The following is a 20,907-nucleotide window of genomic DNA, read 5'->3' as shown; positions in this document are numbered from 1 at the left end:
GCTGGATGCGCTGCGAGGACCGTCCGGAAACACCTATGCTACTGGCCGACGGCGCGGGCTTGGTTGAGTTCGAATAGGCGTTTCAGGATTTCCTCGTCGCTGAGCGTGCCCGCGCGGAAATCATCGCCCCAACCGTAGGCTTCCGCAACCGCCTCATCAAGGGCGCGGTGGGCATGACCCAGCCAGGCCGGGCGCTCATTGTAAAGATTGGTGAGGGTGCGCTTTTTGAGGATTTTCTCCGCCGCCTCATCGACCGGCAGGATGCGGTCTGGATAGCCCTCGACTACTTCCGGCACGCGTTTGATGAGATCGGGTGGGTTCAGCCAGTTCTCGCGCAAATCGTTGAGGCGCGCAGCGGCCGCCGCAATGGTCTTTGCGCGAGGATCGTCGGCATAGACTTCGGCTGGAATGTCAGGGGTGAGTCCTTTGGGGAACGGGAAGGTTTCGAAACAAGTGGTAGGTGTGTAGCGGGGATCGTTGCCCTTTCCGAGAAAGGTACACGTGCGGAGCGACCAGAGTTCATGAAACTTGCTGTGCAGGATACCGAAGCTGGTGTCGTCATGGCGGGCGATCGCGAAATTCGGAGCAGCTAGAGCCACCTGAGTGGGGAGCCAGCAGAAGATTCTAAATTTAGAGACTTGGGGAGTCACAATAAGACGCTCGAGACCAAACATTGCTGATCGAAGGTTTTCACCGGTTCGCCCAAATTGCCACCAGCGCTCTCGGCGATTTGCATCGCGGACTCCGTCACGATATGGCTTCACGTGCTTTAAGGCGTGGGAAAACGGTTGTTCAAAGTACGCGGCTTCCCCCATTTCGAACCCATGGAAATCGATTATCCAAGTGTCACTTGGGCGCCTTACAATATCCTGTCCGTTAACTGTCGGCTTCAGTACGAGTTGGTTCGACAAGCCGTTCACATTTAAAGGCGCTCGCAGCCATTCTCTGGCAACATGACCGCTTATGTCCAAAGGCCCGTACTTTCGAAACCCTTCAAAACACGCCCCAACATTCTCGACGATCTTTCGAGCTAGGGTCAAATCAACGGTCGACCCTCCACTGGAAAGGTCAGAGTAAATCGAAGGAACCGAAATGCCGTCCAAACGAACCAATTCTGGATTATGATTTTGACCGTCAAAACAAACTAAAGAAACCCTTACGCTTGTACCCTCCACGACCCAAGGCTCGTCTCTCCAAGCATCTACAACGCGTCCAGAATGCACTATTCGACGGAGAATTTCTCTGTTCGCCCCTCCAGTGATCGAGTTTGTAGCAACAAACCCAACCCTTTTTGTTGTTCCTGCCTGTATTTGCTCCCAGGCTTTACCAAACCAGTAGCAAACGAGATCTATCTTGTCGGGTAGATCGGTCCAAGACGTTCTGAGAGCCTCGCTGTAAGATTCTCCGAGTGCTTCAATCATCATGCGGGACCCCAGAAACGGCGGGTTCCCAACAACTACATCCGCATCCGGCCACTCCGCCCGCGTGCCGTCAGCGTTTAGGATCGCATCCCGGCACTCGATTGTGTTGAGCGGCTTCAGGATCGGATTGTCCGCGACTGAAAAGCCGTTCTCTCGCATCCACTGGATTTCACCGATCCAGATGGAAACCCGGGCAAGTTCGGCGGCATATGGATTGAGCTCAATGCCTTTCACCGCTTCTGGGCCGACACGCGGGAAGCCGCGCGGCAGGCCGAGGGCTTCAGCCTCCACATTGGCCTTGTGCTCAATATCCTTCAGCGCCTTGAGCGAGAGATAGAGGAAGTTCCCGGAGCCGCAGGCCGGGTCCAGCACGCGGAAATTGGCGAGTTTTTCGATAAAGTCGGAATGGGCTTTCACGGCGCGATTATAGGCCTGAGTCTGCGCCCCTGAAGATTTTGCTGTGCGGGATTTTTCCATCTCTTCAAAGATTTGCGCCTTCACCGTGTCCCACTCTGCCGTCAGCGGCTCCACGATGACCGGGTTCACGATCATCATGATCTTTTCCCGGTCTGTGTAATGTGCGCCAAGTTGTGAGCGCTTGGACGGGTCGAGGCCGCGTTCGAACAGGGTGCCGAGAATGGAGGGGTCGATGTCGCCCCAGTATAGCTTTGCCGCCTTAAGGGCGAGGTCGACATCGTCCCGGTCCATCGGCAAGGCATCGGCGCTGTCGAACAGGCCGCCATTGAACCAGGGAATGTCTTCGAGGCCGAACTCTCCGCCATTCTGCATGGCGGCGAAGAGGTTGATGAGGTGTCCCTGCGCGCGCTCAGGTTCGCGCTGGGAGCGCTCCATTGCCTTCTGGAAGAGCTTGTTCGGCAGAAGGCTCACATCTTCAGCGAACATGCAGAAGACGAGGCGGTTGACGAAATGGGCAACGATCTCAGGCGCATGGCCGCGGTCGCGCAGGCGCTGGGCCAGTTTGGAGAAATCGTCTGCGGCTTCGCGGGTGAGGTCGTCGCGGGTCCGCTTGGGTTTCAGCGCCCCCGGATTGGTAAAGCAGTTACGCAGCAGGTCGCGCCACTTCTGATCCAAAAGGTCGGTGAGCGCGATGTCGTGCTTCTCGCTGACCGTATTGGTCCAGTTCGTATAGATTACGATACGCTTGGTGTCGGACACGATCAGGAGCGGCGGGCTTTCGAGCGCGACGGCATAACGTTGAAGCTGTGCGTAGGCGGCATCTAGATTGGCCTTCGGGCCTTTATATTCCCAGCCGAAGCAACCTTTCTTCCAGACATCGGCAAAGCCCTGACCGCCGGTCGACTTCGTCGCGCCCTTCTCGAAGCAATAGCTGTCGCCGGAATGGTCCATCTCGGCGGGTTTGGCGACGTCGAGAAGCTCACAGAGATCAAGAAAGTGCTGCTGAGCGGACGCACTCTCCTTCAGTTCCGAGCGTTCCCATTTGCGGATGAAGTCTGATGGCGTCATGGGTGCTTTCCGGACATATTCGCGAACACCGATTTCCACTTTTAGAAACCAGAAGTGGACATATCCGGTGTTCGATCTGGACTCGCCCGTCAAGGGTGAAATCCTTCGGACGCGCAGCGCCCTTGACGGGCGGGTCCAGATCGAAAGAGGCTGGCTATGGCCGAATGGCAGGGTCTGCCATTCGGCCTGAATAGCGCTTTGTGCGGACTGGTCGGGGTCATCGCTGCGCGCGTCGTGGTTGGTGAGATGGGTCGCCCCCTCACCCCTGGCCCCTCTCCCGCGGGAGAGGGGAAAATCACTCTTCCGCCCGCGCGAACCCCTCACTTGTGACATAAACACTGGCGATATGGGTCGCGTGAGACGACGGCGTCGAACCATTTGCTCCGGCGCATCGGCAGGCGATGCGTCCGCCTTCGCCCCTCTCCCGCGCGAGAAGGGATCACGGGTGCCCTTTCCGTCTGCCTGCCACCTTCCGAGCCTCTCCCCAGATTTTAACCGAAGCTAACACCGTGTCGGCTTGGCGGGTTTGGGGCGTTTTTGGCGGGAACGGGACGTATGCGCGGGGGTTGATCTGGACCGTTCACCAATCAACCAGATGAGGTAGCCACGATGTCTTCCCCCCAAAACCTGAAAGACCTTTACCTTGAAGAGCTCCAGGATCTCTGGTCAGCGAACGACCAGATGGTCAAGGTGGTCAGAGAGATGGCCGATGCGGTTGGCGATGAGAAACTGTCCTCGAGGCTGCGCGGCTCCGTCGGCGGGATCGAGAAGCATGCCGGCATCCTGCAGGACCTGATCAGCGATGCGGGCGGCGAGATGAAGAAAGAGCACTGCAAGGGCATGGAAGGCCTTGTGAAAGAGGCGCGCAAGCATGCCGTCGAGATGGAGGCTGATACCGACGTGAAAGATGTCGCGGCGATCGCGCAATTCCAGCGCATGAGCCATTATGGCATTGCCGGGTTCGGCACGGCGGCGGCGTTTGCAGAGGCACTTGGCCTCGACGATGCGGCCAGCAAGCTGAACAAGGCGACGTCTGAGATTTATAGCTCTGACGAGTACATGACCGAGCTCGCGGAGCGCAGCCAGAACCTAGAGGCAAAGGGCAAATGATCTGCCGGTCTGAAGATCTGCCTGTCGCGGTCGGTATTCCCGTCCGCGACGAGGCAGACCGGTTGCCGCGCCTGCTCGATGCGCTCTGCGAACAGAGTGCGGGGGCGGGCGCGTTCACGGTCTGCTTCCTGCTCGATGGCTGCAGCGATGATAGTGAGGCCCTGCTGCGCGCGGCGGCCCCTGGACTGCCCTTCGATGTGAAGTTATCGAGCCTGCCGCGGGCAGAGCCAAATGCCGGACGCGCACGCCATGGGGCGATGGAAATGTGCCTTGAAGTGATCGGGCCGCAGCGCGGGATCGTCCTGACCACCGATGGCGACTCGCTGCCGGAACCAGACTGGATTGAAACGACGCGACGGGCGCTGCACGACGTTGACGTCGTGGCCGGTCATATCGAGCGGAATATCCGTCTGACGGGCTGCTGGCGCACGCGCCTCGAAGATTATCTCAATGCCCTGCATTCAATGCGCCGGGAGGTGGACCCGATTGCCTGGGATGCGGCGCCGAGCCACCCGTCGCTAGGTGGGGCAAAACTTGGCTTTCGCGCCGATGTGTACCGCGCGCTAGGCGGCTTTCCAGCTTATGTCCACGGAGAGGATACAGCACTGATTAGCAAGGCGAGACGGGAGGGTTACCGCGTGCGCCACGATCCTGCAGTGCGCGTGCTTACGTCCAACAGGACGGCAGGGCGGGCGCCTGGCGGTCTTGCCGATGAGTTGCGGGTCCAGCTGCATAGCGATTTGCCGCCGCTGGTCGCCGACCCGGCCGTGTGCCTCAGGCATTACAGACTGCAGGCGGCTTTGCGGCGGGCGCATGAAGCTGGGCCGGCGGCAGTCGTCGCAGCGGCGCGCCGGTTCGGCTATTGCGAGATGCATTTGACGGATGTTGCGAGAGAGGTGCGCACCAGCGATGCCTTTGTTGAGATCATTGCGCCCGCAGACTGTGTGGGCCGGTCGGACGTCCTGCGTCTGCCGGCCGCAGAAGAGGCGTTGAGAGAGCTGCAGACACCGCAGCCGGAAACGGCAGTCGCATGAGCGGGCAGGCGCGATCGAAGCCGGCGGGCGACGGCGTCACGGGGGCGCGGGCCCTCTCGAAGCGTGTGCATGAGGCAACGCGGGGCCTTATCCTGCCCGCCTGGCAGAGCGAAACGAACATGCTGAGCCTCTTGCAGTGTATCTATGGAGCCGGGCGTGAAGACCTCGCCTTTGCGCGGCTGGTAGAAGGGCATATCGATGCCGTACAGACGGTGCTGGTGCGCGGCGATGACGTGCAGGCTGCGCGGCTTCAGGAGATACTGAACCGGGGCGGGGTGCTGGGCGTCTGGAATGCCGACCTGAAAGATGCACCCTTGTCGCTGCAAGCCGGTCGGCTCATGGGCGGCAAGGCGTTTGCGAGCGGGGCCGGGCTTCTCACCCATGCTTTGGTCACGCTGAATGCGGGTGACAAGGCCCGCGTGCAACTGGTTCTGCTGGACCTTGCCGAGACACCACCAGAGATTGACCGGTCATGGTGGAATGTCGCCGGGATGCAGGCGTCTGAGACCCATCTTGTCCGCTGGCAGGGGGCAGCGTTCGACGACGCATGGATGGTGGGTGAGCCGGGCGATTATGAGCGCGAGCCCTGCTTCAGCGGCGGGGCATTGCGCTTTGTTGCGGCGCATGCCGGCGGGGTGGCCGGGCTGTTCGACAAGGTGCGCGATCATCTGCTGAAGACCGGGCGCGCAAATAACGAGCAGCAGACAGAGCGGCTGGCCCGGCTCTATCGTTGCGCGGATCTGTCTGCGTGTGCCGTAAGGGCCGCCAAGACGTCCTGGTTCAGGCAGTCGACCGAAGAAAAGCTCGCCTCTGTCGCGCATGCTCGCATGACGGTTTGTGAGCTCGCGGAAGAGGCCTTGATGCTGGCGCAGCGCAGTGTCGGTGTGGGTTCGCTGTTTCATGACCACCCGCTCTGCAAGCAGATGATGGACCTCACCGTCTATCTCAAACAACCCGCCCCGGACGCGAGGGTTCAGGAAGTCGGCCGGGCGGCCGCGAATGGATTGCTGGTGCCGGACCTGTGAGGGCGTTGCCAACTTTCGAGGGCAAGCGGGTGCTCGTCGTTTCGCCGCATCCTGACGATGAGACGATCGCGGCGTTCGGTGTCATTCACCGCGCGGCGCGTGAGGCGGCGGACGTACACGTCATCGTGGTGACTGACGGCGCCGCCTCGCATGACAGTGCCCGGTGGCCGCCGCAGCGCCTGGCCGCGCAGCGCGAATGCGAAACGCTCGCGGCGATGCGCCGGGCGGGGCTTGGCCGGAATGACGTGACCTTTCTGCGTCATGCAGACAGTGGTCTGGCGCGCCTGAACGAGACAGGCAAGCGGCAGCTGTTGAAGGGGCTTCGGCGCCAGCCGATGCCCGACTATGTCTTTCGGCCCTCGCATCACGACTACCACGCAGACCACAAGGTTGTCGCGCGGGCTTGCGAAACAGCCTGGCCTGCAGGCGTTCGCCAGTTTGCTTATCTGGTCTGGCCGGAAAAAGGCGGCGATTTCAGGCCACGCCATGCGCTGACGCTTGGGCCGGTGAAGACTATGAAACTTGCCGCGATCAGGGATTATCGCAGCCAGACTGGCATGATCGAAGACGATCCCGACGGGTTCTCAATGGACAGAAGGATGATTTCCAGCTTCTGCCCGCCCACAGAGGTTTTTGCCGAACAATGAGACGCGGTGCCATCTCTCTGGAAGGCTTCGAGCAGAAATTCGAGGCCGATGCCGACCCCTGGCAAACCTGGAACAGCAAATATGAAGCCGTCAAGCGCGCTTCTCTCGCAAAAGCGATAGGGCCGAGGCCTTATGGGCGGGGGCTGGAGATCGCGGCTGGAAATGGCTCCAACACGCTGATGATCGCCAACAAGACGCGCCGCCTCATCGCGACAGAAGGCGCGCCGGCAGGCGCAGCGCTTGTCCGCAAAGCTTCGCAAGGCGAACCGCACATACGTGTGGTCATTCACGACGTTGCTGACAGGCTTCCAGCTGATGCGTTCGACCTGATTGTCATTTCTGAATTGCTCTATTACCTGGGTAGTGAGCCGTTCGAAATGCTGGCGCGTGAAGTCTCCCGCACATTGCAACCGGGCGGACGTCTCGTCCTTCTGCACCATGTCGAGAATTTCTCAGACCGGGCCCGGCCTGCCGATCACGTCCATGGTGAATTCACGGCGTTGCTTCGCTGTCCTCTCATCAAGAGTCAGAAGATTACTGCCCGTCGATGGCGGGCGGAGAGCTGGGATCGCGCGCGGAACTGACGGTCTTCGGCCGTTCACAGACCAGCGCGCCGCGCCGGAAACGGGCATGGAAGACGCCGTCAGACCTATCCTGCTCTTGCCGCCGCTGCCCGCTTCCGCCAAGCTTCCTTTCAAAACAGCGCCTGCCCATGAAGGTCGGCGCGCGAAAAGGAGGAAAGCCAATGACCATCGAGAATTATGCAGAGCTTGATGCCACGGCGCTGGCGGGGATGGTGCGCTCTGGTGAGGTGAGTGCGCTGGAGGTGCTGGAAGAGGCGTTTGCCCGCGCGGAAGCGTATAATCCGAAGCTCAATGCCATCACCTACAAGGCGTATGACGAGGCGCGGGCGGCGGCGTCTGGCGGCCAGCTGGCGGATGGCCCGTTTCGGGGTGTGCCTTTCCTGATCAAGGATATTGCGAGCCCGGTGAAGGGCTGGCCGCAGACGAGCGGGTCCCGCTTTCTAGGCGATGATATCGCGCCTGAGGATGGCGCGCTGACCAAGCGTTTCAGGCAGGCGGGGCTGAACCTGTTCGGCAAGACCAATACGCCGGAATTTGGCATTACCGGTACGACGGAGGGCGCGTTTCACGGGCCCTGCCGCAACCCGTGGAACACTGACTATATCACGGGCGGATCGTCCGGCGGGGCGGCGGCGAGCGTGGCGGCGGGCGTCTTGCCCATGGCGCATGCAAGTGACGGGCTCGGCTCTATCCGTATTCCGGCGGCGTGCTGCGGCCTCTTTGGCATGAAGACGACGCGCGATCGCAACCCGAACTCTTCCTATGATGATGCCGCAGCGATTGGCATGACGGTGGAGCATGTCGTCTCTCGCAGCGTGCGAGATAGCGCGGCGCTGCTCGATGCGACGGGGTATCCGGAGCCGGGGGCGCCCTTTGCCTATCCGGGCAAGGAAAGGCCGTATGCAGAGGAAGTGGGCGCGCCTGTCGGGCGGCTGCGGGTGGCGTTCCACTCCGAGACGCCGAGCGGGCGACCTGTAGCGCCTGAGATCCGCGCGGCGCTGGAGGAAACGGCAAAGCTGCTCGAGGCGCTCGGCCATGATGTCGAGGAGCGCGGGCTGGGCGTTGATTACCGGCGGCTTTATCTGGCACAGCGGGCTGTGTCCGGCAGCAATTTTGCGGCGACGGTGGACGGGCTGATCGAGGCGAAGGGGCGGGAGCCGGAGGCCGATGAGATGGAGGCGCTGACCTGGCGCAACTATCGCGGCTCAAAAGGCCTGACCGGGTCGCAGGCGATGGCAGGCTGGGCGACGCTGCGCAAAATGAGCCGGGAGATCCTGTCGCTGCATGAGACGTATGATGTGATCCTGTCGCCTGTGCTGGCAGAGGGGGTGCCGAAGATTGGCGAGGTTGACCCGGTGAACATGGCGCCGCGCGATGTCGACAAGCGCCAGGCCGAGGTGTTCCCGTTCACGCCGCCGCAGAACTTTACCGGTCAGCCGGCCATGTCAGTGCCCATGGGGCTCGATGGCAATGGCCTGCCGGTGGGGATGATGTTTGCCGGGCGGTACGGCGATGAAGGCACGCTGTTCCGGTTGGCGGGCCAGCTGGAAGAGGCGCGGCCGTGGCAGGCGGTGCGTCCGCCGCTCTGGGGGTAGGGCGCTCTGGGGGCAGGGGCGGCCTCACTGGGAGGCGGGGCGGAAAATGCCTGTGGACGCGGTGGTTAGAATCGTTCTGGCCTTTGCGGCATCACGGGGAGGCCTTGATGAGCGATTTCAGAAGTTTCGAGTCCGGTCTCGACGACAATCTCTTCACGCCGAATGCGCAGCTGAAGGTTGCCGTTATAGAAGATGACCCGGTTGATGCGTTCCTGATGAAAATTCTGGTCAAGGAGATTGGCGGCTGGCTGGGTGAGGTGGAGTGCTTCGCCAGCGTCGATGCGCTTCTGGCGGTCGAGGCGCCGGCATTTGATGTCATCGTGCTGGACCGGATGCTGGGCGATGGCAGCCTCTCGGAGGGACGGATCAGGGAGCTGCGCGCGGCATGTCCGCAGGCGGGGCTCGTCATGCATACCAGCGCGCTGACGCCGTCACTTCGGGCTTGCGCTATCCAGGAAGGCGCGTTTGCCGTCATGGAAAAGGGGTCGCTGGAGCCTGAAGAAGTGTGGCTACTGTTGCAATCTGCGGCGGTGCTGGGCCCGAAGCTGGCAAGGCCGCTTAGCTGAGGCGTGGAAGCTCTGCCGTCTTTGTCCAGAAATCGATGATGGCGCGGCCTATTTCGAGATAATTTGCCTGTGAAGATGGCTTCACGATGTACGCATTGGCGCCTTCCATATAGGCGCTGCGAACATCCTGCTCATCCATGGAGGTTGAGTAAGCGACAATCGGCACGCAGCAGTATTTTGGGGTGCCGCGAATGAGGTCGACAAGCTGGTGTCCATCTATGCCGGGCATCTTGATGTCCGTGACGACAAGGTCCGGCAAGCCATCCTTGGAAAAGGAGTCGAGCGCCTCCAGGCCGCCCTCCGCGATCCGGATATTGATGGAGTCGCTGAACTTGCGCAGGGCCGAGCTGATCAGCCGCTGATCGATCGGGTCATCATCTACCACAAGTACACTCAGCTCACGAGCCATGGGTCAATACTCCTGCCACGGGAAACTCCAGGATGAATCTAGTGCCCGATTTGAAGGAAGAATCAATAGACACGTCGCCGCCATGTGCAGCCATGATCCGCGATACGATCGCGAGACCGAGGCCAGTCCCTTCGCCAGACTTGCCAGCTTCGAGGCGCGCAAAGGGCTCGAATATGCGTTTGTGCTGACCCTCAGGCACGCCGATGCCATTGTCGCTGAAGTAGATTTTCTGGCGTTGCCTGGGGACGTCCAGCTGAGCTTGAACGTGGATATTCACGCTATCGCCCTTGCGGAAATTGCAGGCGTTTCGAAGGAGGTTCGACAGGACGTACTCGACAAGCCGCTCCGAACCGATGATCTGCGGTATCTGGTCGACGGTGATGCTGGCATTCGCCTGAACGATCAGCTCCTCATGCGCCCGCTGGACGCGGTCCATCACGATGTTGATGTCGACGGGAAGGCGCTCCACCGAGCGGCTTTCAAGTTTGGAGAGCATGTGCAGGTCGGAGACCATCTTCTCCATCTTTTTCAGGCTGGTAGTGATGTGCTCCAGCGCAAAGGTGCCGTCGTCTGAAAGCTCGACGCCTGCATCGCGCACTTCCATTAGCAGCATGTCCATGAGGGCGCGCGTCTGGCGCAGGGGGCTTCGAAGGTCATGGGCTGCGATGGAGGCGAACTGGCTTGAAGCTTCAGACAGTTTTTCGAGCCTGGAAGACTGCTCCTTGAGTTCGGTGATGTCCGCTGCAACGACGAGAAGCGTCCGGCTGCCGTCCTCGAAACTCATCGGGATCTTGTCTGTCTTAACCCAGCCCGTCGGTCTGTCTTTTGGGGCGTAGGCTTCGACAATGCCAAGCTCTGGTACACCGCTGTCGATGACCTTGAGGTCGTCCTCGTGATACTTGGCGGCCATGTCGGGAAAGAGATCGTAAGTATCAGCGCCCTTCAAGTCTTCGGCCTTCATTCCGAGGCTGTCAGCCGCCAGCTTGTTGGCGCGCAGAATGATGTTCTTGTCGTCCTTGTAGAAGACCTGGAGGGGCATGGCGTCGAAGATGAATTGGAGCTCTTCTTCGGAGGTCTGTTTGTCCTTCAAGGCCTGTTCAAGTTGCGTCCGGCTGGCGCGCTCGGATGCTTCCAGCGAGACCTGTTCACTGACATCGCTGTTGAGAACGAGTAGTCGGGAGGGCAGCCCCGCGGCATCGAGAATGATCAAACCGCGAGTACGGATGTGCAGCCAGTCCCCATTCGTTATGCGGTAGCGGACGATCTCATCAATCCCGACGTCCGGGTTCTGGCACGCTTTTTCGATCGCCTCGTAGAAATTCTGGCGGTCTTCGGAATGAACCCGATTATGCCAGTCCCTGGCCTCCTTCGAGCCGGCGTCGACGCCGAGCATCTCCCAGAATTTCGGGCCGACGAACTGGCGCGCGAAGTCTTTCAGATCCCAGTAAAACACGCCGTCGAAGCAGTGTTGCAACACGAGGTCGACGGCGCGTGAGTCGTTCGCGAGCAACTGGAACAGCTCTGTGCGCAATTCTTCCGGACCCGTGAATTGTGGCACCAGCGCTTCATTCTGCATTGCGGTCTCCCGGAATTATCTCATCGCACTAGCGAAATTCGCCTCATTCGCAAATGTTGCGTCTGCGCCCCGGATTTCTCTCACTTGTGATCGCTGGCTGACGGGCTATTCCTTTCGCGCGCCTAGCACCCATGCTATCTCCCTCTCATGTCCTATGACGTGAATGATGGCGATCTGGTACTGTGCGTGAACGCGTCACCGAACCATGTGACGGGTGAGCCAGTGCCGCTGGTCGAAGGCGAGACCTATCGTATCTGGGGCGTTTGGGAGTTCATGTGCCCATGCGGGCGATCTGACGCGCTCATCGATGTGGGCGTCGGCTTTGCCTGGTGCCAGTCGCGCTTTCGCCTGCTGCCCAAACCAAAACTCCGCAAGAAGGTCGAACGCAAGGCGAACGCGCCAAAAGAACTGGAGCCGGTAGACCGGAGCGGCTGAGCTTCGCGCCCAAGTCCGCCACGGAAGCATTGCTTCCTGGCGCAGTTGTATTAAGCGCTTGTTTTACATCTGGAGATTGTGGGTGAATGGTGACGCGTCCAAATGCTGTAGGCTACGAGATCGCCTATGAAGGAAAGTAATGCCCGGTGGCTGGTCGGCGACGGCGAGATGTCCGAGCGTATACGCGCCTATGATTGGGGATCGCACCCATTCGGGCCGCTGGATCAGTGGCCGGATGCATTGCGGATCGTTCTAAGTCTTGCGCTCAACTCGAACATGCCAACCGCAATCTATTGGGGCCGCGACCTTCGTCTGCTCTACAATGATGAATGGTCTGGGGTGCCGCGAGACCGCCATCCTAAAGCGCTTGGGCAAAAAGCCAGCGAGGTCTGGACCGATATCTGGGGCGTCGTTGGCCCGCAATTCGACGCCGTGTTGAATCACGCCGAGTCCGTTACTTCGTTTGACCAGCTGCTTGAGATCGAGCGCGGGGGCATCGCAGAGGAAACCTACTGGAACTATTCACTGAGCCCCATTCTGGGGGCCGACGGCGAAGTGCTAGGCGTTTTCAATCAAGGCCATGAGGTCACGGACAAGGTTCTGGCTGCACGCGAGAGAGCGGCTGAGATTGACAGGATGCGCGATCTATTTGCGCAGGCGCCGGGGGCAATCGCCGTTCTCAAAGGGCCTGAGCATGTTTTCGAGATCGCCAACAGCGCCTATCTCGATCTGATCGGGCAACGCGACAGCGTTCTTGGCCAAGCCGTATCTAACGTTTTGCCGGAAGTTGTTTCGCAAGGCTTTGTCGACCTGCTCGGTGAAGTTTACCGGACCGCAAAACCCTATGTCGGCTCGGAAATGCCAATCGAGCTCGTGCGTGATGGGCAAGCCGAGACGCGCGTCGTCGATTTTGTCTATCAGCCGACGCGGGATGCGGCCGGCCAGGTGGACGGCATCTTCGTGGAAGCGTGGGACGTTACTGACCGGAGCCAAATTCTGGATGAATTGCGCCAGCTAACGACAAACCTTGAAGAACGCGTCCAGGAAGAAGTCGCCAAAAAGCTGGAGGCCGAGGAAAAGTTGAACAGGGTGCAGCGGCTTGAGGCGATAGGGCAGCTGACAGGCGGAATTGCTCATGATTTCAACAATATGCTGGCGGTCATCATAAGTGCCCTCAACATCCTTCGCCGGCGCCTTGGGAGTGAAAGCGCAGATCATGTCCGTCTGATCGAAGCGGCTGAGGATGGCGCGCACCGGGCTGCGAAACTGACCCAGCAATTGCTGGCCTTTGCGAGGAAGCAGTCTCTGGCGCCGAGCCGCCTCAATCCGTGTGAGCTTGTCTCTTCGATGGAAGAGTTGATCTCACGGGCCATAGGCGAGCAGATCATCATCGACGTCGAGGCAGAGCCTGACGTCTGTGACATCCTCGCCGATGCCACGCAGCTTGAGAACGCGCTTCTGAACCTTGCGATCAATGCGCGGGATGCCATGCCGGATGGTGGTAACCTCCGACTTAGCGTGAACAAGCAGACCATCGGCGAAGCCCGCGCGGCTGAGCTGGAAGTTGAGCCGGGAGAATTTGCCTGCATTTCGGTAGAGGATACCGGCGTTGGCATGCCCCCAGAGATTGCCAGAAAGGTGTTCGATCCATTCTTCACGACCAAGGAAGTCGGGAAGGGCACCGGTCTGGGCCTCAGCCAGGTTATCGGCTTCATCCAGCAGTCGAAGGGACAAATTGTTCTCGATACCGAGGAGGGCCGAGGCACGAAGTTCAGCCTGTATCTGCCACGCTGTAAGGAAGGGGCGATCAGCGCTGAAGCGGCTGTATATCTCGATGGCGCTGAAGCTGGTCGTGGTGAGCGCATCCTAGTGGTCGAAGATGATGAGCGGCTGCGAGAATTTACCGGCGAAGCGCTGCGCGAACTAGGCTATTCGGTCGAATTGGCGCCATCAGGCGATGAGGCGCTTCGCCTGATTGCTGCAGGATACAAGCCTGATCTTGTGCTGACCGACATCATCATGCGTGCCATGACCGGCCACGAGCTTGCGCGGAAGCTCAAAGCGCTCAATGCCAGCTCTACCGTCGTTTTCATGAGCGGCTATGCGCACGATGTCACCTCGGGCGACGATGATCTGAGCGATGACCCCCTGATCAAGAAGCCTTTCACCATCGAAACGCTGGCGTCGACCATTTCGGTTGCCCTTCGGCGGAAGAGCAATCGCGACTGATGCGAGCGATCAGAAAAAAGGGACTTTAGATCACACCTTCCTTTTCCACGTCGAGCAAGTGGGCTTCGGCTTCATCGCGGTGCTTCTTCAGGTATTTCATGAAGGGCGTGCCGCCTGTGCCAACATCGGTGTCGTTGCCGGGCGAGTTGCCGGCCTGCTTGTTGATATAGGTCGCCGCATATTCGAGGTGGCGGGTGCGGAAGCGGGCAAGCTTCATCACATTGTCATTGTAGAGTTGCCGGGTGGCCGCGTCGCCATGCTGACTGACCCAGTCCCGCAGGGTGGATGCGGCGCGCACATCTTCGATGAAGGCACGGTGGCCGGTCGGGCGATAGGCGTGCAGCTCTTCGAGGTAGTGGCGCAGCGGGTCGTCGGCGTGACTGATGGAGAGGAAGGCGTCCATGGTGGGCACGATGGAGGATTGCGAGCCGGTCTGGCCGCGGAAGGCCTGCGGCTTGTTTTCACCAGCCGGGACGCCCTCATAGATGAGGCCATCGCCAAGGGCGGGATTGTCCTTCCAGCCATGGATGTAGGGGCGCACGCGGTTGAAATAGATGTATGGGTCGCAGCGCTCCGGCATGCGGTCGAAGATGGCGTTGACGGCATCCCAGCCCTCCGACATGCGCTTGAGGCCCGCGGCAACGGCGGTTGCGTTATTGGCGTCGCAGGCATCGATCACTTCAGGAATGGTCGCGAGCATGTCGCCTGCGCGCGCCTCAATGGCCACGTGGACAAGCACAAACCACGCCTCATCTCCGCCAGAGAGGAAGGGCTGGGTCATGTAGACGTTCGACAGGTCGACCGGACCGTCCGCATCCACCTTGGCCCAGTTGTCGAGCACATAGGTGGCATAGGTCAGCAGCGGCTTGGAATCGAGGGTGTCGGCCAGCTGCCAGGCGGGCTTTGCAAGACATTCAGGCAAGGAGGTTGGCACTTCGCGCTCACCCCAGACCCAGGACTGGATCATGAAGGTGTAATGGACGAAAGCCTTTCGGATCTGCTCGTCTGTAGCGGTCTTGCAGAGCCGGGTGAGGTCAATGACAGGCAGACGGGCAAGGATTTCCCGCACGCGGCCGGTCACGATGGAGTGTGGCAGGGCCATGGCCGCGTCCACGGCAGGCTGCAGCTCTGCCGGAAGTGTGACGGCGCCGGCATCATAGCGGCAGAGAAAGCCGCGATCACGAGAGATGTCGTACTGGTCGAGTGGTTTGAGCTTCGGCATGATTTCCCCCTTGATAGTTTCGTTTGAAACTATCTCACACCGAACGGACGTTACGTAAAGCCCCAGCTTTTAAGCCGAGGCTTCATGGGAAAGGCTCGTTCGCTAGTCGCGGGCGGCGGCGCTTTCAGCGCGGATGTCGACGAACTCTGACGTCTCCTTGATCGCGGGCCAATTCGTGCTGTTGGCGAGGGTGAGGGTCATGTCGAGGATGAGCTCAACATCCTGCGCGGCGCCGCGAAGGTCCCAGTCAGGGTCCCAGGCGTCGTTCTGGTTGTGGTAGCGGTTGGCGATATAGCCAGCGACCCATTCTGCGCCAGCTTCGCGCCCGCCTTCGACAAGGTCCGGGCCACCTGCGATCCCCATAATGAGGATGACCGGCACACCGCGGCGGGCGAGGGAGAAATGGTCTGCGCGGTAGAAGAGCCCGTTCTGCGGCAGACCTTCGGGGGAGACATAGCGGCCTTGCGTGTCAGCGGCTTCGGCCATCATCTCTTCAAGCTCACTCTGGCCTTCGCCGACCTGGATGACATCCTTTGCGGGACCGGCCGTGTTGAGAATGTCGAGGGTGAAATTGGCGACTGTGGTCTCAAGCGGATAGATCGGGTCCTGTGCATAGGCTTCCGAGCCGAGAAGGCCGCTTTCTTCAGCGGTCCAAGCAGCGACGACGACCGTGCGCTCCAGCGGTTCACCGGCTTTCAGTATGCGGGCGATTTCCATGATGCCAGCCATGCCGAGCGCGTCGTCGTTTGCACCGGGCATGACGGTGCGGCCCTGCGCGTCAGCGATGCCCTTGCCATAGGCGTCCCAGTGGCCAGACAGCATGATGGTCTCATCCGGGCGCTCTGTGCCGGTGATCTTGCCGAGGACGTTCTGGCTCTCGATGCGTTCGACCTCCAGGCCGAGGTCGGCATTGAAGCTGAGGCCGTCAAGCGTGAAGGCTTCGAAATCCTCGCTGCGGGCGGCTATGCGCAGGGCGTCGAGGTCCTGACCGGCCGCTTCCATCCATTGCTGCGCCATGTCGAGGTGGAGCCAGCCCTGAAGGTCGACCGAAGGCTTGCCCGACCCGTCGCTTGCGACGGCGTAATTGTCGCCCGGGCCGGAGGCGGCGACATTCCAGCCATAACCTGCGGCTTCAGTTTCATGGATGACAAGGGCGGCAGCGGCGCCGCGGCGGGCGGCCTCCTCGAACTTGTAGGCCCAGCGGCCATAATAAGTCATCCGATTGCCGCCGAAACGGCCTGCGACCGGGTCGTCTTCGGCGACGCCGAAATCGGGGTCATTGACGAGGAAGAGAGCGACCTTTCCGGTGAGGTCTATGTCGCCATAATCGTCCCAGTCGCGCTCGGGTGCGCTGGCGCCGAAGCCGACAAAGACGATGGGTGCGTTTTCAATCGTGATCGTCTCGCGCGGATTGGATGAGCTGATCTCAATGTCGCGGCCCTGGCGCATGTCAAGCGTCGTGTCGCGGGCCTGCACGTTGAGGGCACGAAGGTCGACGACGCGGGAATGAACGAGGGTCACAGGGTCGGTCCAGCCGCCATCGCGCCCGCCCGGCTCCAGGCCGATCTCCTCGAACTTGTCGATGAGGTAATCGACCGTCTTCGTTTCGCCAACTGTGCCCGGGGCGCGGCCCTCGAACTCGTCAGAAGCAAGGGTTTTCACAATGTCGGAGAGGTTTTCGATGCTGATCGACGTAGTTTCGGTCGCTTCGTCTTGCTCTGACGTGGCGGCGGGGGCCTCTACGTCAGAGGGCTGCGAGCAGGCGGCGATGAAGGCAGCCATGCCTATTGTGCTAAGTGTCCTGATCATCGATGAAGCCTCCGCTATGTGCCAGTCTGGCCGGGTCTAACCAAGAGGGTGTATCGGGTTTTTCGGCGAGACCAAAGAAGCGGCTGCGTTTCGGGTGGCGCGGGTGGCTGGACGGGGCCATTGTCGGTTTCAGTTTTCCTTGCAAAAGGGGGTTCCAGAAAGCCCGCGACTCCCTTACTAGGCCGAAAAGGGAGCTCCCCACATGAAAATCCGACAAGCCATTACTTTCGATGACGTGCTTCTGCAGCCCGGTCCGAGCGAAGTCATGCCCGCCAATGTGGACACGTCGACCTGGCTGACCAAAGCCATTCCCCTCAACATTCCGCTATTGTCCGCTGCCATGGATACGGTGACCGAAGCGCGCCTCGCCATCGCCATGGCGCAGTCCGGCGGTATCGGTGTCGTGCACCGGAATCTGACCGTCGATGAGCAGGCCGGTCAGGTCACGCAGGTGAAGAAGTATGAGAGCGGCGTGGTGATGAACCCCATCACCATCGCCCCGACGGCCAGCCTTAAAGAGCTGAACGACATCAAGGCACGCACCGGTTTCTCCGGCGTGCCGGTGGTCGAGGCAGACGGCACCGTCGTCGGCATTATCACCAATCGCGATACGCGCTTTGTCGATGATCCGAATGGGAAAGTCGCCGAGTTCATGACCCGCAATGTCGTGTCTGTCACGATGGACGAGCCGATCGAGGCAGCCCGCCAGCTCCTCCACAAGCACCGAATTGAACGGCTGGTCATTACCGATGAGGCCGGCAAATGCGTCGGCCTGCTGACGGTCAAGGACATGGAGAAGGCGCAGCTGAACCCGAACGCGGCCAAGGATGCGCAGGGGCGCCTGCGCGTCGCGGCGGCCTCTACGGTGGGCGATGCGGGCTTCGAGCGCACGCAGGCGCTGATCGATGCGGGCGTCGATGCCGTCGTGATCGATACCGCGCACGGCCATAGCCAGTCTGTGCTGGATGCGGTTGCACGGGTGAAGAAGCTGTCGAACTCGGTCCAGATCATCGCGGGCAATGTCGCGACCGCGGCAGCCACGAAAGCGCTGATCGATGTCGGGGCCGATGCGATCAAGGTCGGCATCGGGCCGGGCTCCATCTGCACAACGCGGATCGTGGCAGGCGTCGGCGTGCCGCAGCTCACCGCGATTGAGGATTGCGCGGAGGCCGCGCAGGCGTCGAACACGCCGATTATTGCCGATGGCGGGATCAAATTCTCTGGCGATTTTGCGAAAGCCATGGCGGCAGGGGCTTCGACGGCGATGATGGGCTCTGCCTTTGCCGGTACCGAAGAGGCACCGGGCGAGGTCTTCCTGTTCCAGGGGCGCAGCTACAAGGCCTATCGCGGCATGGGCTCGCTCGGCGCGATGTCACGCGGTTCGGCTGACCGGTATTTCCAGAAGGAAGTGTCCGGCGACAAGCTGGTGCCGGAAGGCATTGAAGGTCAGGTCCCGTTCAAGGGGCCGATCGGGAATATCCTGCACCAGATGGTCGGCGGCCTTCGCGCAGCCATGGGCTATGTCGGCGCAAAGACGATCACCGAGCTTCATGAGAAAGCCGAGTTCGTCCAGATCACCGGCGCGGGCCTGTCTGAAAGCCACGTCCACGATGTGACGATGACGCGGGAAGCGCCGAACTATTCGATCGGGCGGTAGCGATCAGTCTGTCTGGCGTTTCAGGCCGACCAGCACGCGCACAGCGCTGAAGGCAAGGAATCCAGCCGGGCCGAACATGAACGTCAGCGGCAAGGTGGGGACAACCCACCAGAAGCGTATGTTCTCGCGGCGCGCGGTTCGACAGACCCATGCGCCGATCAGAAGATCAAACGCGAGGAAGTGGATCCAGCCCGCCATCAGCGCCGTACGGTCGGTGAAAAGCTGGCCGACCTCTTCGAGGCTGCCAAACCCGCCACCATTTTCATTCGGCAGGAAGGCGAGCGCCACATAGGTCGCCGACAGCACGGCCGGGATGATTAGGCCTGCGATCCGGTCCGACCACACCGGGATGAGCGGCGAAGCCAGCAGCGTCGCCCAGCCTGCCATGGCGAGCAGTCCTGTAAGTGAGAATATGAGTTCAAGGTCCATTTGGTATTCCCCCACTGACCCTATTCGATGATCCTTGCTGTATAATTGCAATAAGCTTGCGAACGCAAGTATATTTACCTAGAGAGACCGCATGAGTGAATTGAACATGATCAGTGCATTCCGGCTGTTGCAGGCCGCTGACGACTTCAAAGCGCGCCTCTCGGGCACTTTCGCTGCGGTTCACGGGATCTCGGTCAACGAGTATTTCCTGCTGCTTCATCTCAAGCAGGCAGAGAAGAACCGGTTGCCGCGGGTCGAACTTGCGAGGCGGCTGCACGTGAGCGCATCCACGATCACGCGCATGGTGGCGCCAATGGAAAAAATCGGTCTTGTCGATCGCGGTACCGGCGAGCGGGATGCGCGGATGGCGCTTGTCGTGTTGACAGACACGGGGGCAGAAAAGCTGAGTGAGGCCCAGGCGACTTTCGAGGACCACGCTTGCTATCTCTTTGAGGACCGTTGGAGTGAGAGCGAGATCGACCAGCTATCGACGCTGTTGGGACGCCTCGTCTCTGGGGCGCCGGGCAACCTGACCTAATGGGAAGCGGCAAGATTGAACGGAAGGGGGCACGCCAATTGACGGGGTTGGCTGGGCCTGCTTTCGCAGGTGTCTGCCGGAATTGAGGTTCAAGTTTGGGCGCGAGGCTCTCTCCACATCGGGGCCATGGGTGGGCTCTCATTGAGGACGCTGAATTCGCCGATCTTTTCGAAGCCGAACGAGGTGTAGAAGCCGTGATTGGCTGGGTTGGAGTTTTCCAGATAGACGGGCAGACGTTCCCGGTCGGCGGCGGCGAGGACGGGGGCTAGCATGGCCTTGCCGAGGCCTTTGCCGCGCGCGGCTTTCCTTGTCCCGATGGTGAAAAGATAGATGTGCGGCGCGTGCGGGTGGTGCTTTTCCAGCGCTTCGCCTGCAGCCATGCCGCGCTTCATCGCGCCTTTCTTTCCGTGGATCATCTGGGCCGCCATGAGCTGGAACAGCGAAAGCGGCGGGAAGCGCAGATTGGACTCGTGGGTGGCCCACATGGTGGCGGCCTCATCGCCGTGCAGGTGGCAGAAGCCTTCCTTCAGGTAGACGTCGCGCGCCATGATCCGGAAGAGGGGGCGCAGCGCACGCCCGCCGCCGAACAGCCAGAGATTGAAGGGGTCTTCCGAGAAGGCTTCAGCCGTGATGTCGCCGATCTGGCGCCAGTCGCGGCGGGTGGCTGGTCGTATGGTGGTGGGGAGAATGATGTTCATGGTAGTCTCCAGACCGCGTGCGCTCGTGCTTCGACTTCGCTCAGCAAGAGCTCGGGATGGGCGGGGGGGTCAAGTCGGCAAGCCGCTTAGAAGAGCGATTTCGCCGGTCGAGGCGGCGACGCGGTGCTGCATCAGTTTTTGCTAGGCCTCACTATTGTACCAGGAGAGCGCAGCCTCCTTGTCCGGAAATTCGGCGAGGATCGTGCGGGTGCATGTCCATTCGCCTTCAAGCACAGTCGGGGCCTCATCGACGGACAGGAGCTTGCCGCCATGGGCGGTAAAGATCTCCATGAATCCGGCTTCGTATTCGGCGTAGGCATTGCGGTCAGCGATGCTGATCCGGGCGGCGATATAGGCTGGCATTCGGTGGTCTCCCTCTTGGTCTCCAGTTTAGGATTGCACCCCTCACGGTGTCTATTGGTTTCAATAAAGACCAAG

19 protein-coding genes are annotated in these 20,907 nt (G+C 60.6%); 11 read left to right on the top strand and 8 right to left on the bottom strand.

The window, feature by feature from the left end; genetic code table 11:
* Positions 1-38 precede the first annotated feature (38 nt).
* A complete protein-coding gene (locus D1224_RS12170; RefSeq protein ID WP_119380223.1) occupies positions 39-2,906 on the bottom strand; it encodes a class I SAM-dependent DNA methyltransferase in 2,868 nt (955 codons plus the stop codon).
* A gap of 609 nt (positions 2,907-3,515) precedes the next feature.
* Here D1224_RS12170 and D1224_RS12165 point away from each other — a divergent pair.
* From D1224_RS12165 to D1224_RS12135, 7 genes are all read left to right on the top strand, one after another.
* Positions 3,516-4,016, top strand: a complete 501-nt coding sequence (locus D1224_RS12165; RefSeq protein WP_119380222.1) for a DUF892 family protein — start codon at positions 3,516-3,518, stop codon at positions 4,014-4,016.
* Entirely contained in the window at positions 4,013-5,050 is a 1,038-nt protein-coding gene (locus D1224_RS12160) for a glycosyltransferase (protein ID WP_119380221.1), read from the top strand. The genes D1224_RS12165 and D1224_RS12160 overlap by 4 nt, the downstream gene beginning before the upstream one ends.
* Positions 5,047-6,075: an acyl-CoA dehydrogenase gene (locus D1224_RS12155; RefSeq protein ID WP_119380220.1), complete on the top strand. Its 1,029-nt coding sequence runs from the start codon at positions 5,047-5,049 to the stop codon at positions 6,073-6,075. Before D1224_RS12160 ends, D1224_RS12155 begins: the two co-directional genes overlap by 4 nt.
* Before the next feature lie 5 nt (positions 6,076-6,080).
* Positions 6,081-6,722: a PIG-L deacetylase family protein gene (locus D1224_RS12150; protein ID WP_182482276.1), complete on the top strand. Its 642-nt coding sequence runs from the start codon at positions 6,081-6,083 to the stop codon at positions 6,720-6,722.
* Positions 6,719-7,306 (top strand): class I SAM-dependent methyltransferase, encoded by a 588-nt coding sequence (locus D1224_RS12145; protein ID WP_119380218.1) that lies wholly within the window; start codon positions 6,719-6,721, stop codon positions 7,304-7,306. The genes D1224_RS12150 and D1224_RS12145 overlap by 4 nt, the downstream gene beginning before the upstream one ends.
* 161 nt (positions 7,307-7,467) lie before the next feature.
* On the top strand, positions 7,468-8,901 hold the full coding sequence (locus tag D1224_RS12140; protein WP_119380278.1) for an amidase: 1,434 nt from the start codon (positions 7,468-7,470) through the stop codon (positions 8,899-8,901).
* 107 nt (positions 8,902-9,008) lie between these two features.
* Positions 9,009-9,467: a response regulator gene (locus D1224_RS12135; RefSeq protein ID WP_119380217.1), complete on the top strand. Its 459-nt coding sequence runs from the start codon at positions 9,009-9,011 to the stop codon at positions 9,465-9,467.
* On the opposite strand, the gene D1224_RS12130 is transcribed toward D1224_RS12135, so the two are convergent.
* Positions 9,460-9,876, bottom strand: coding sequence for a response regulator (locus D1224_RS12130; RefSeq protein ID WP_119380216.1), 417 nt, complete (start codon positions 9,874-9,876; stop codon positions 9,460-9,462). The two genes, D1224_RS12135 and D1224_RS12130, sit on opposite strands and share 8 nt — an antisense overlap.
* Positions 9,866-11,452 carry a PAS domain-containing sensor histidine kinase gene (locus tag D1224_RS12125; protein WP_119380215.1) on the bottom strand — a complete coding sequence of 529 codons (1,587 nt, stop codon included), beginning with the start codon at positions 11,450-11,452 and terminating at the stop codon, positions 9,866-9,868. The genes D1224_RS12130 and D1224_RS12125 overlap by 11 nt, the downstream gene beginning before the upstream one ends.
* 147 nt (positions 11,453-11,599) lie before the next feature.
* On the opposite strand from D1224_RS12125, the gene D1224_RS12120 reads away from it, so the two are divergent.
* Together D1224_RS12120 and D1224_RS12115 are read left to right on the top strand one after the other, a co-directional pair.
* Positions 11,600-11,887: a hypothetical protein gene (locus tag D1224_RS12120; protein WP_119380214.1), complete on the top strand. Its 288-nt coding sequence runs from the start codon at positions 11,600-11,602 to the stop codon at positions 11,885-11,887.
* A gap of 126 nt (positions 11,888-12,013) precedes the next feature.
* Positions 12,014-14,116, top strand: coding sequence for an ATP-binding protein (locus tag D1224_RS12115; RefSeq protein WP_119380213.1), 2,103 nt, complete (start codon positions 12,014-12,016; stop codon positions 14,114-14,116).
* 25 nt (positions 14,117-14,141) lie between these two features.
* On the opposite strand, the gene D1224_RS12110 is transcribed toward D1224_RS12115, so the two are convergent.
* The gene (locus D1224_RS12110) at positions 14,142-15,338 is read right to left on the bottom strand and encodes a PrnB family protein (RefSeq protein WP_119380212.1); all 1,197 of its coding nucleotides are present in this window, start codon (positions 15,336-15,338) and stop codon (positions 14,142-14,144) included.
* 102 nt (positions 15,339-15,440) lie between these two features.
* Positions 15,441-17,147, bottom strand: a complete 1,707-nt coding sequence (locus D1224_RS12105) for a M20/M25/M40 family metallo-hydrolase (protein WP_233350531.1) — start codon at positions 17,145-17,147, stop codon at positions 15,441-15,443.
* A 202-nt stretch (positions 17,148-17,349) separates the two neighbouring features.
* On the opposite strand from D1224_RS12105, the gene guaB reads away from it, so the two are divergent.
* Positions 17,350-18,804, top strand: a complete 1,455-nt coding sequence (guaB, locus tag D1224_RS12100) for an IMP dehydrogenase (RefSeq protein ID WP_119380210.1) — start codon at positions 17,350-17,352, stop codon at positions 18,802-18,804.
* Between the two features lie 3 nt (positions 18,805-18,807).
* Here guaB and D1224_RS12095 read toward each other — a convergent pair whose 3' ends face one another.
* Positions 18,808-19,233, bottom strand: coding sequence for an ABA4-like family protein (locus D1224_RS12095; protein WP_119380209.1), 426 nt, complete (start codon positions 19,231-19,233; stop codon positions 18,808-18,810).
* A gap of 91 nt (positions 19,234-19,324) precedes the next feature.
* Between D1224_RS12095 and D1224_RS12090 the strand changes: the two genes are divergently transcribed.
* Positions 19,325-19,771, top strand: coding sequence for a MarR family winged helix-turn-helix transcriptional regulator (locus D1224_RS12090; protein ID WP_119380208.1), 447 nt, complete (start codon positions 19,325-19,327; stop codon positions 19,769-19,771).
* Between the two features lie 89 nt (positions 19,772-19,860).
* On the opposite strand, the gene D1224_RS12085 is transcribed toward D1224_RS12090, so the two are convergent.
* Entirely contained in the window at positions 19,861-20,469 is a 609-nt protein-coding gene (locus tag D1224_RS12085; RefSeq protein WP_119380207.1) for a GNAT family N-acetyltransferase, read from the bottom strand.
* Between the two features lie 141 nt (positions 20,470-20,610).
* A complete protein-coding gene (locus D1224_RS12080) occupies positions 20,611-20,832 on the bottom strand; it encodes a DUF1330 domain-containing protein (RefSeq protein WP_119380206.1) in 222 nt (73 codons plus the stop codon).
* Positions 20,833-20,907 lie beyond the last annotated feature (75 nt).

It is taken from the genome of Henriciella barbarensis, assembly GCF_003576345.1.
GTDB classification, from domain to species: Bacteria; Pseudomonadota; Alphaproteobacteria; order Caulobacterales; family Hyphomonadaceae; genus Henriciella; species Henriciella barbarensis.
The sequence above is the reverse complement of the archived record's forward strand: the minus strand, read 5'-3'. Positions and strand labels throughout refer to the sequence as shown.

Bases quoted from the DNA above. Each gene is read 5' to 3' on its own strand.
- D1224_RS12170 (WP_119380223.1), bottom strand. From the start codon at position 2,906: ATGACGCCATCAGACTTCATCCGCAAATGGGAACGCTCGGAACTGAAG.
- D1224_RS12165 (WP_119380222.1), top strand. From the start codon at position 3,516: ATGTCTTCCCCCCAAAACCTGAAAGACCTTTACCTTGAAGAGCTCCAG.
- D1224_RS12160 (WP_119380221.1), top strand. From the start codon at position 4,013: ATGATCTGCCGGTCTGAAGATCTGCCTGTCGCGGTCGGTATTCCCGTC.
- D1224_RS12155 (WP_119380220.1), top strand. From the start codon at position 5,047: ATGAGCGGGCAGGCGCGATCGAAGCCGGCGGGCGACGGCGTCACGGGG.
- D1224_RS12145 (WP_119380218.1), top strand. From the start codon at position 6,719: ATGAGACGCGGTGCCATCTCTCTGGAAGGCTTCGAGCAGAAATTCGAG.
- D1224_RS12140 (WP_119380278.1), top strand. From the start codon at position 7,468: ATGACCATCGAGAATTATGCAGAGCTTGATGCCACGGCGCTGGCGGGG.
- D1224_RS12135 (WP_119380217.1), top strand. From the start codon at position 9,009: ATGAGCGATTTCAGAAGTTTCGAGTCCGGTCTCGACGACAATCTCTTC.
- D1224_RS12130 (WP_119380216.1), bottom strand. From the start codon at position 9,876: ATGGCTCGTGAGCTGAGTGTACTTGTGGTAGATGATGACCCGATCGAT.
- D1224_RS12125 (WP_119380215.1), bottom strand. From the start codon at position 11,452: ATGCAGAATGAAGCGCTGGTGCCACAATTCACGGGTCCGGAAGAATTG.
- D1224_RS12120 (WP_119380214.1), top strand. From the start codon at position 11,600: ATGTCCTATGACGTGAATGATGGCGATCTGGTACTGTGCGTGAACGCG.
- D1224_RS12115 (WP_119380213.1), top strand. From the start codon at position 12,014: ATGAAGGAAAGTAATGCCCGGTGGCTGGTCGGCGACGGCGAGATGTCC.
- D1224_RS12110 (WP_119380212.1), bottom strand. From the start codon at position 15,338: ATGCCGAAGCTCAAACCACTCGACCAGTACGACATCTCTCGTGATCGC.
- D1224_RS12105 (WP_233350531.1), bottom strand. From the start codon at position 17,147: ATGATCAGGACACTTAGCACAATAGGCATGGCTGCCTTCATCGCCGCC.
- guaB (WP_119380210.1), top strand. From the start codon at position 17,350: ATGAAAATCCGACAAGCCATTACTTTCGATGACGTGCTTCTGCAGCCC.
- D1224_RS12095 (WP_119380209.1), bottom strand. From the start codon at position 19,233: ATGGACCTTGAACTCATATTCTCACTTACAGGACTGCTCGCCATGGCA.
- D1224_RS12090 (WP_119380208.1), top strand. From the start codon at position 19,325: ATGAGTGAATTGAACATGATCAGTGCATTCCGGCTGTTGCAGGCCGCT.
- D1224_RS12085 (WP_119380207.1), bottom strand. From the start codon at position 20,469: ATGAACATCATTCTCCCCACCACCATACGACCAGCCACCCGCCGCGAC.
- D1224_RS12080 (WP_119380206.1), bottom strand. From the start codon at position 20,832: ATGCCAGCCTATATCGCCGCCCGGATCAGCATCGCTGACCGCAATGCC.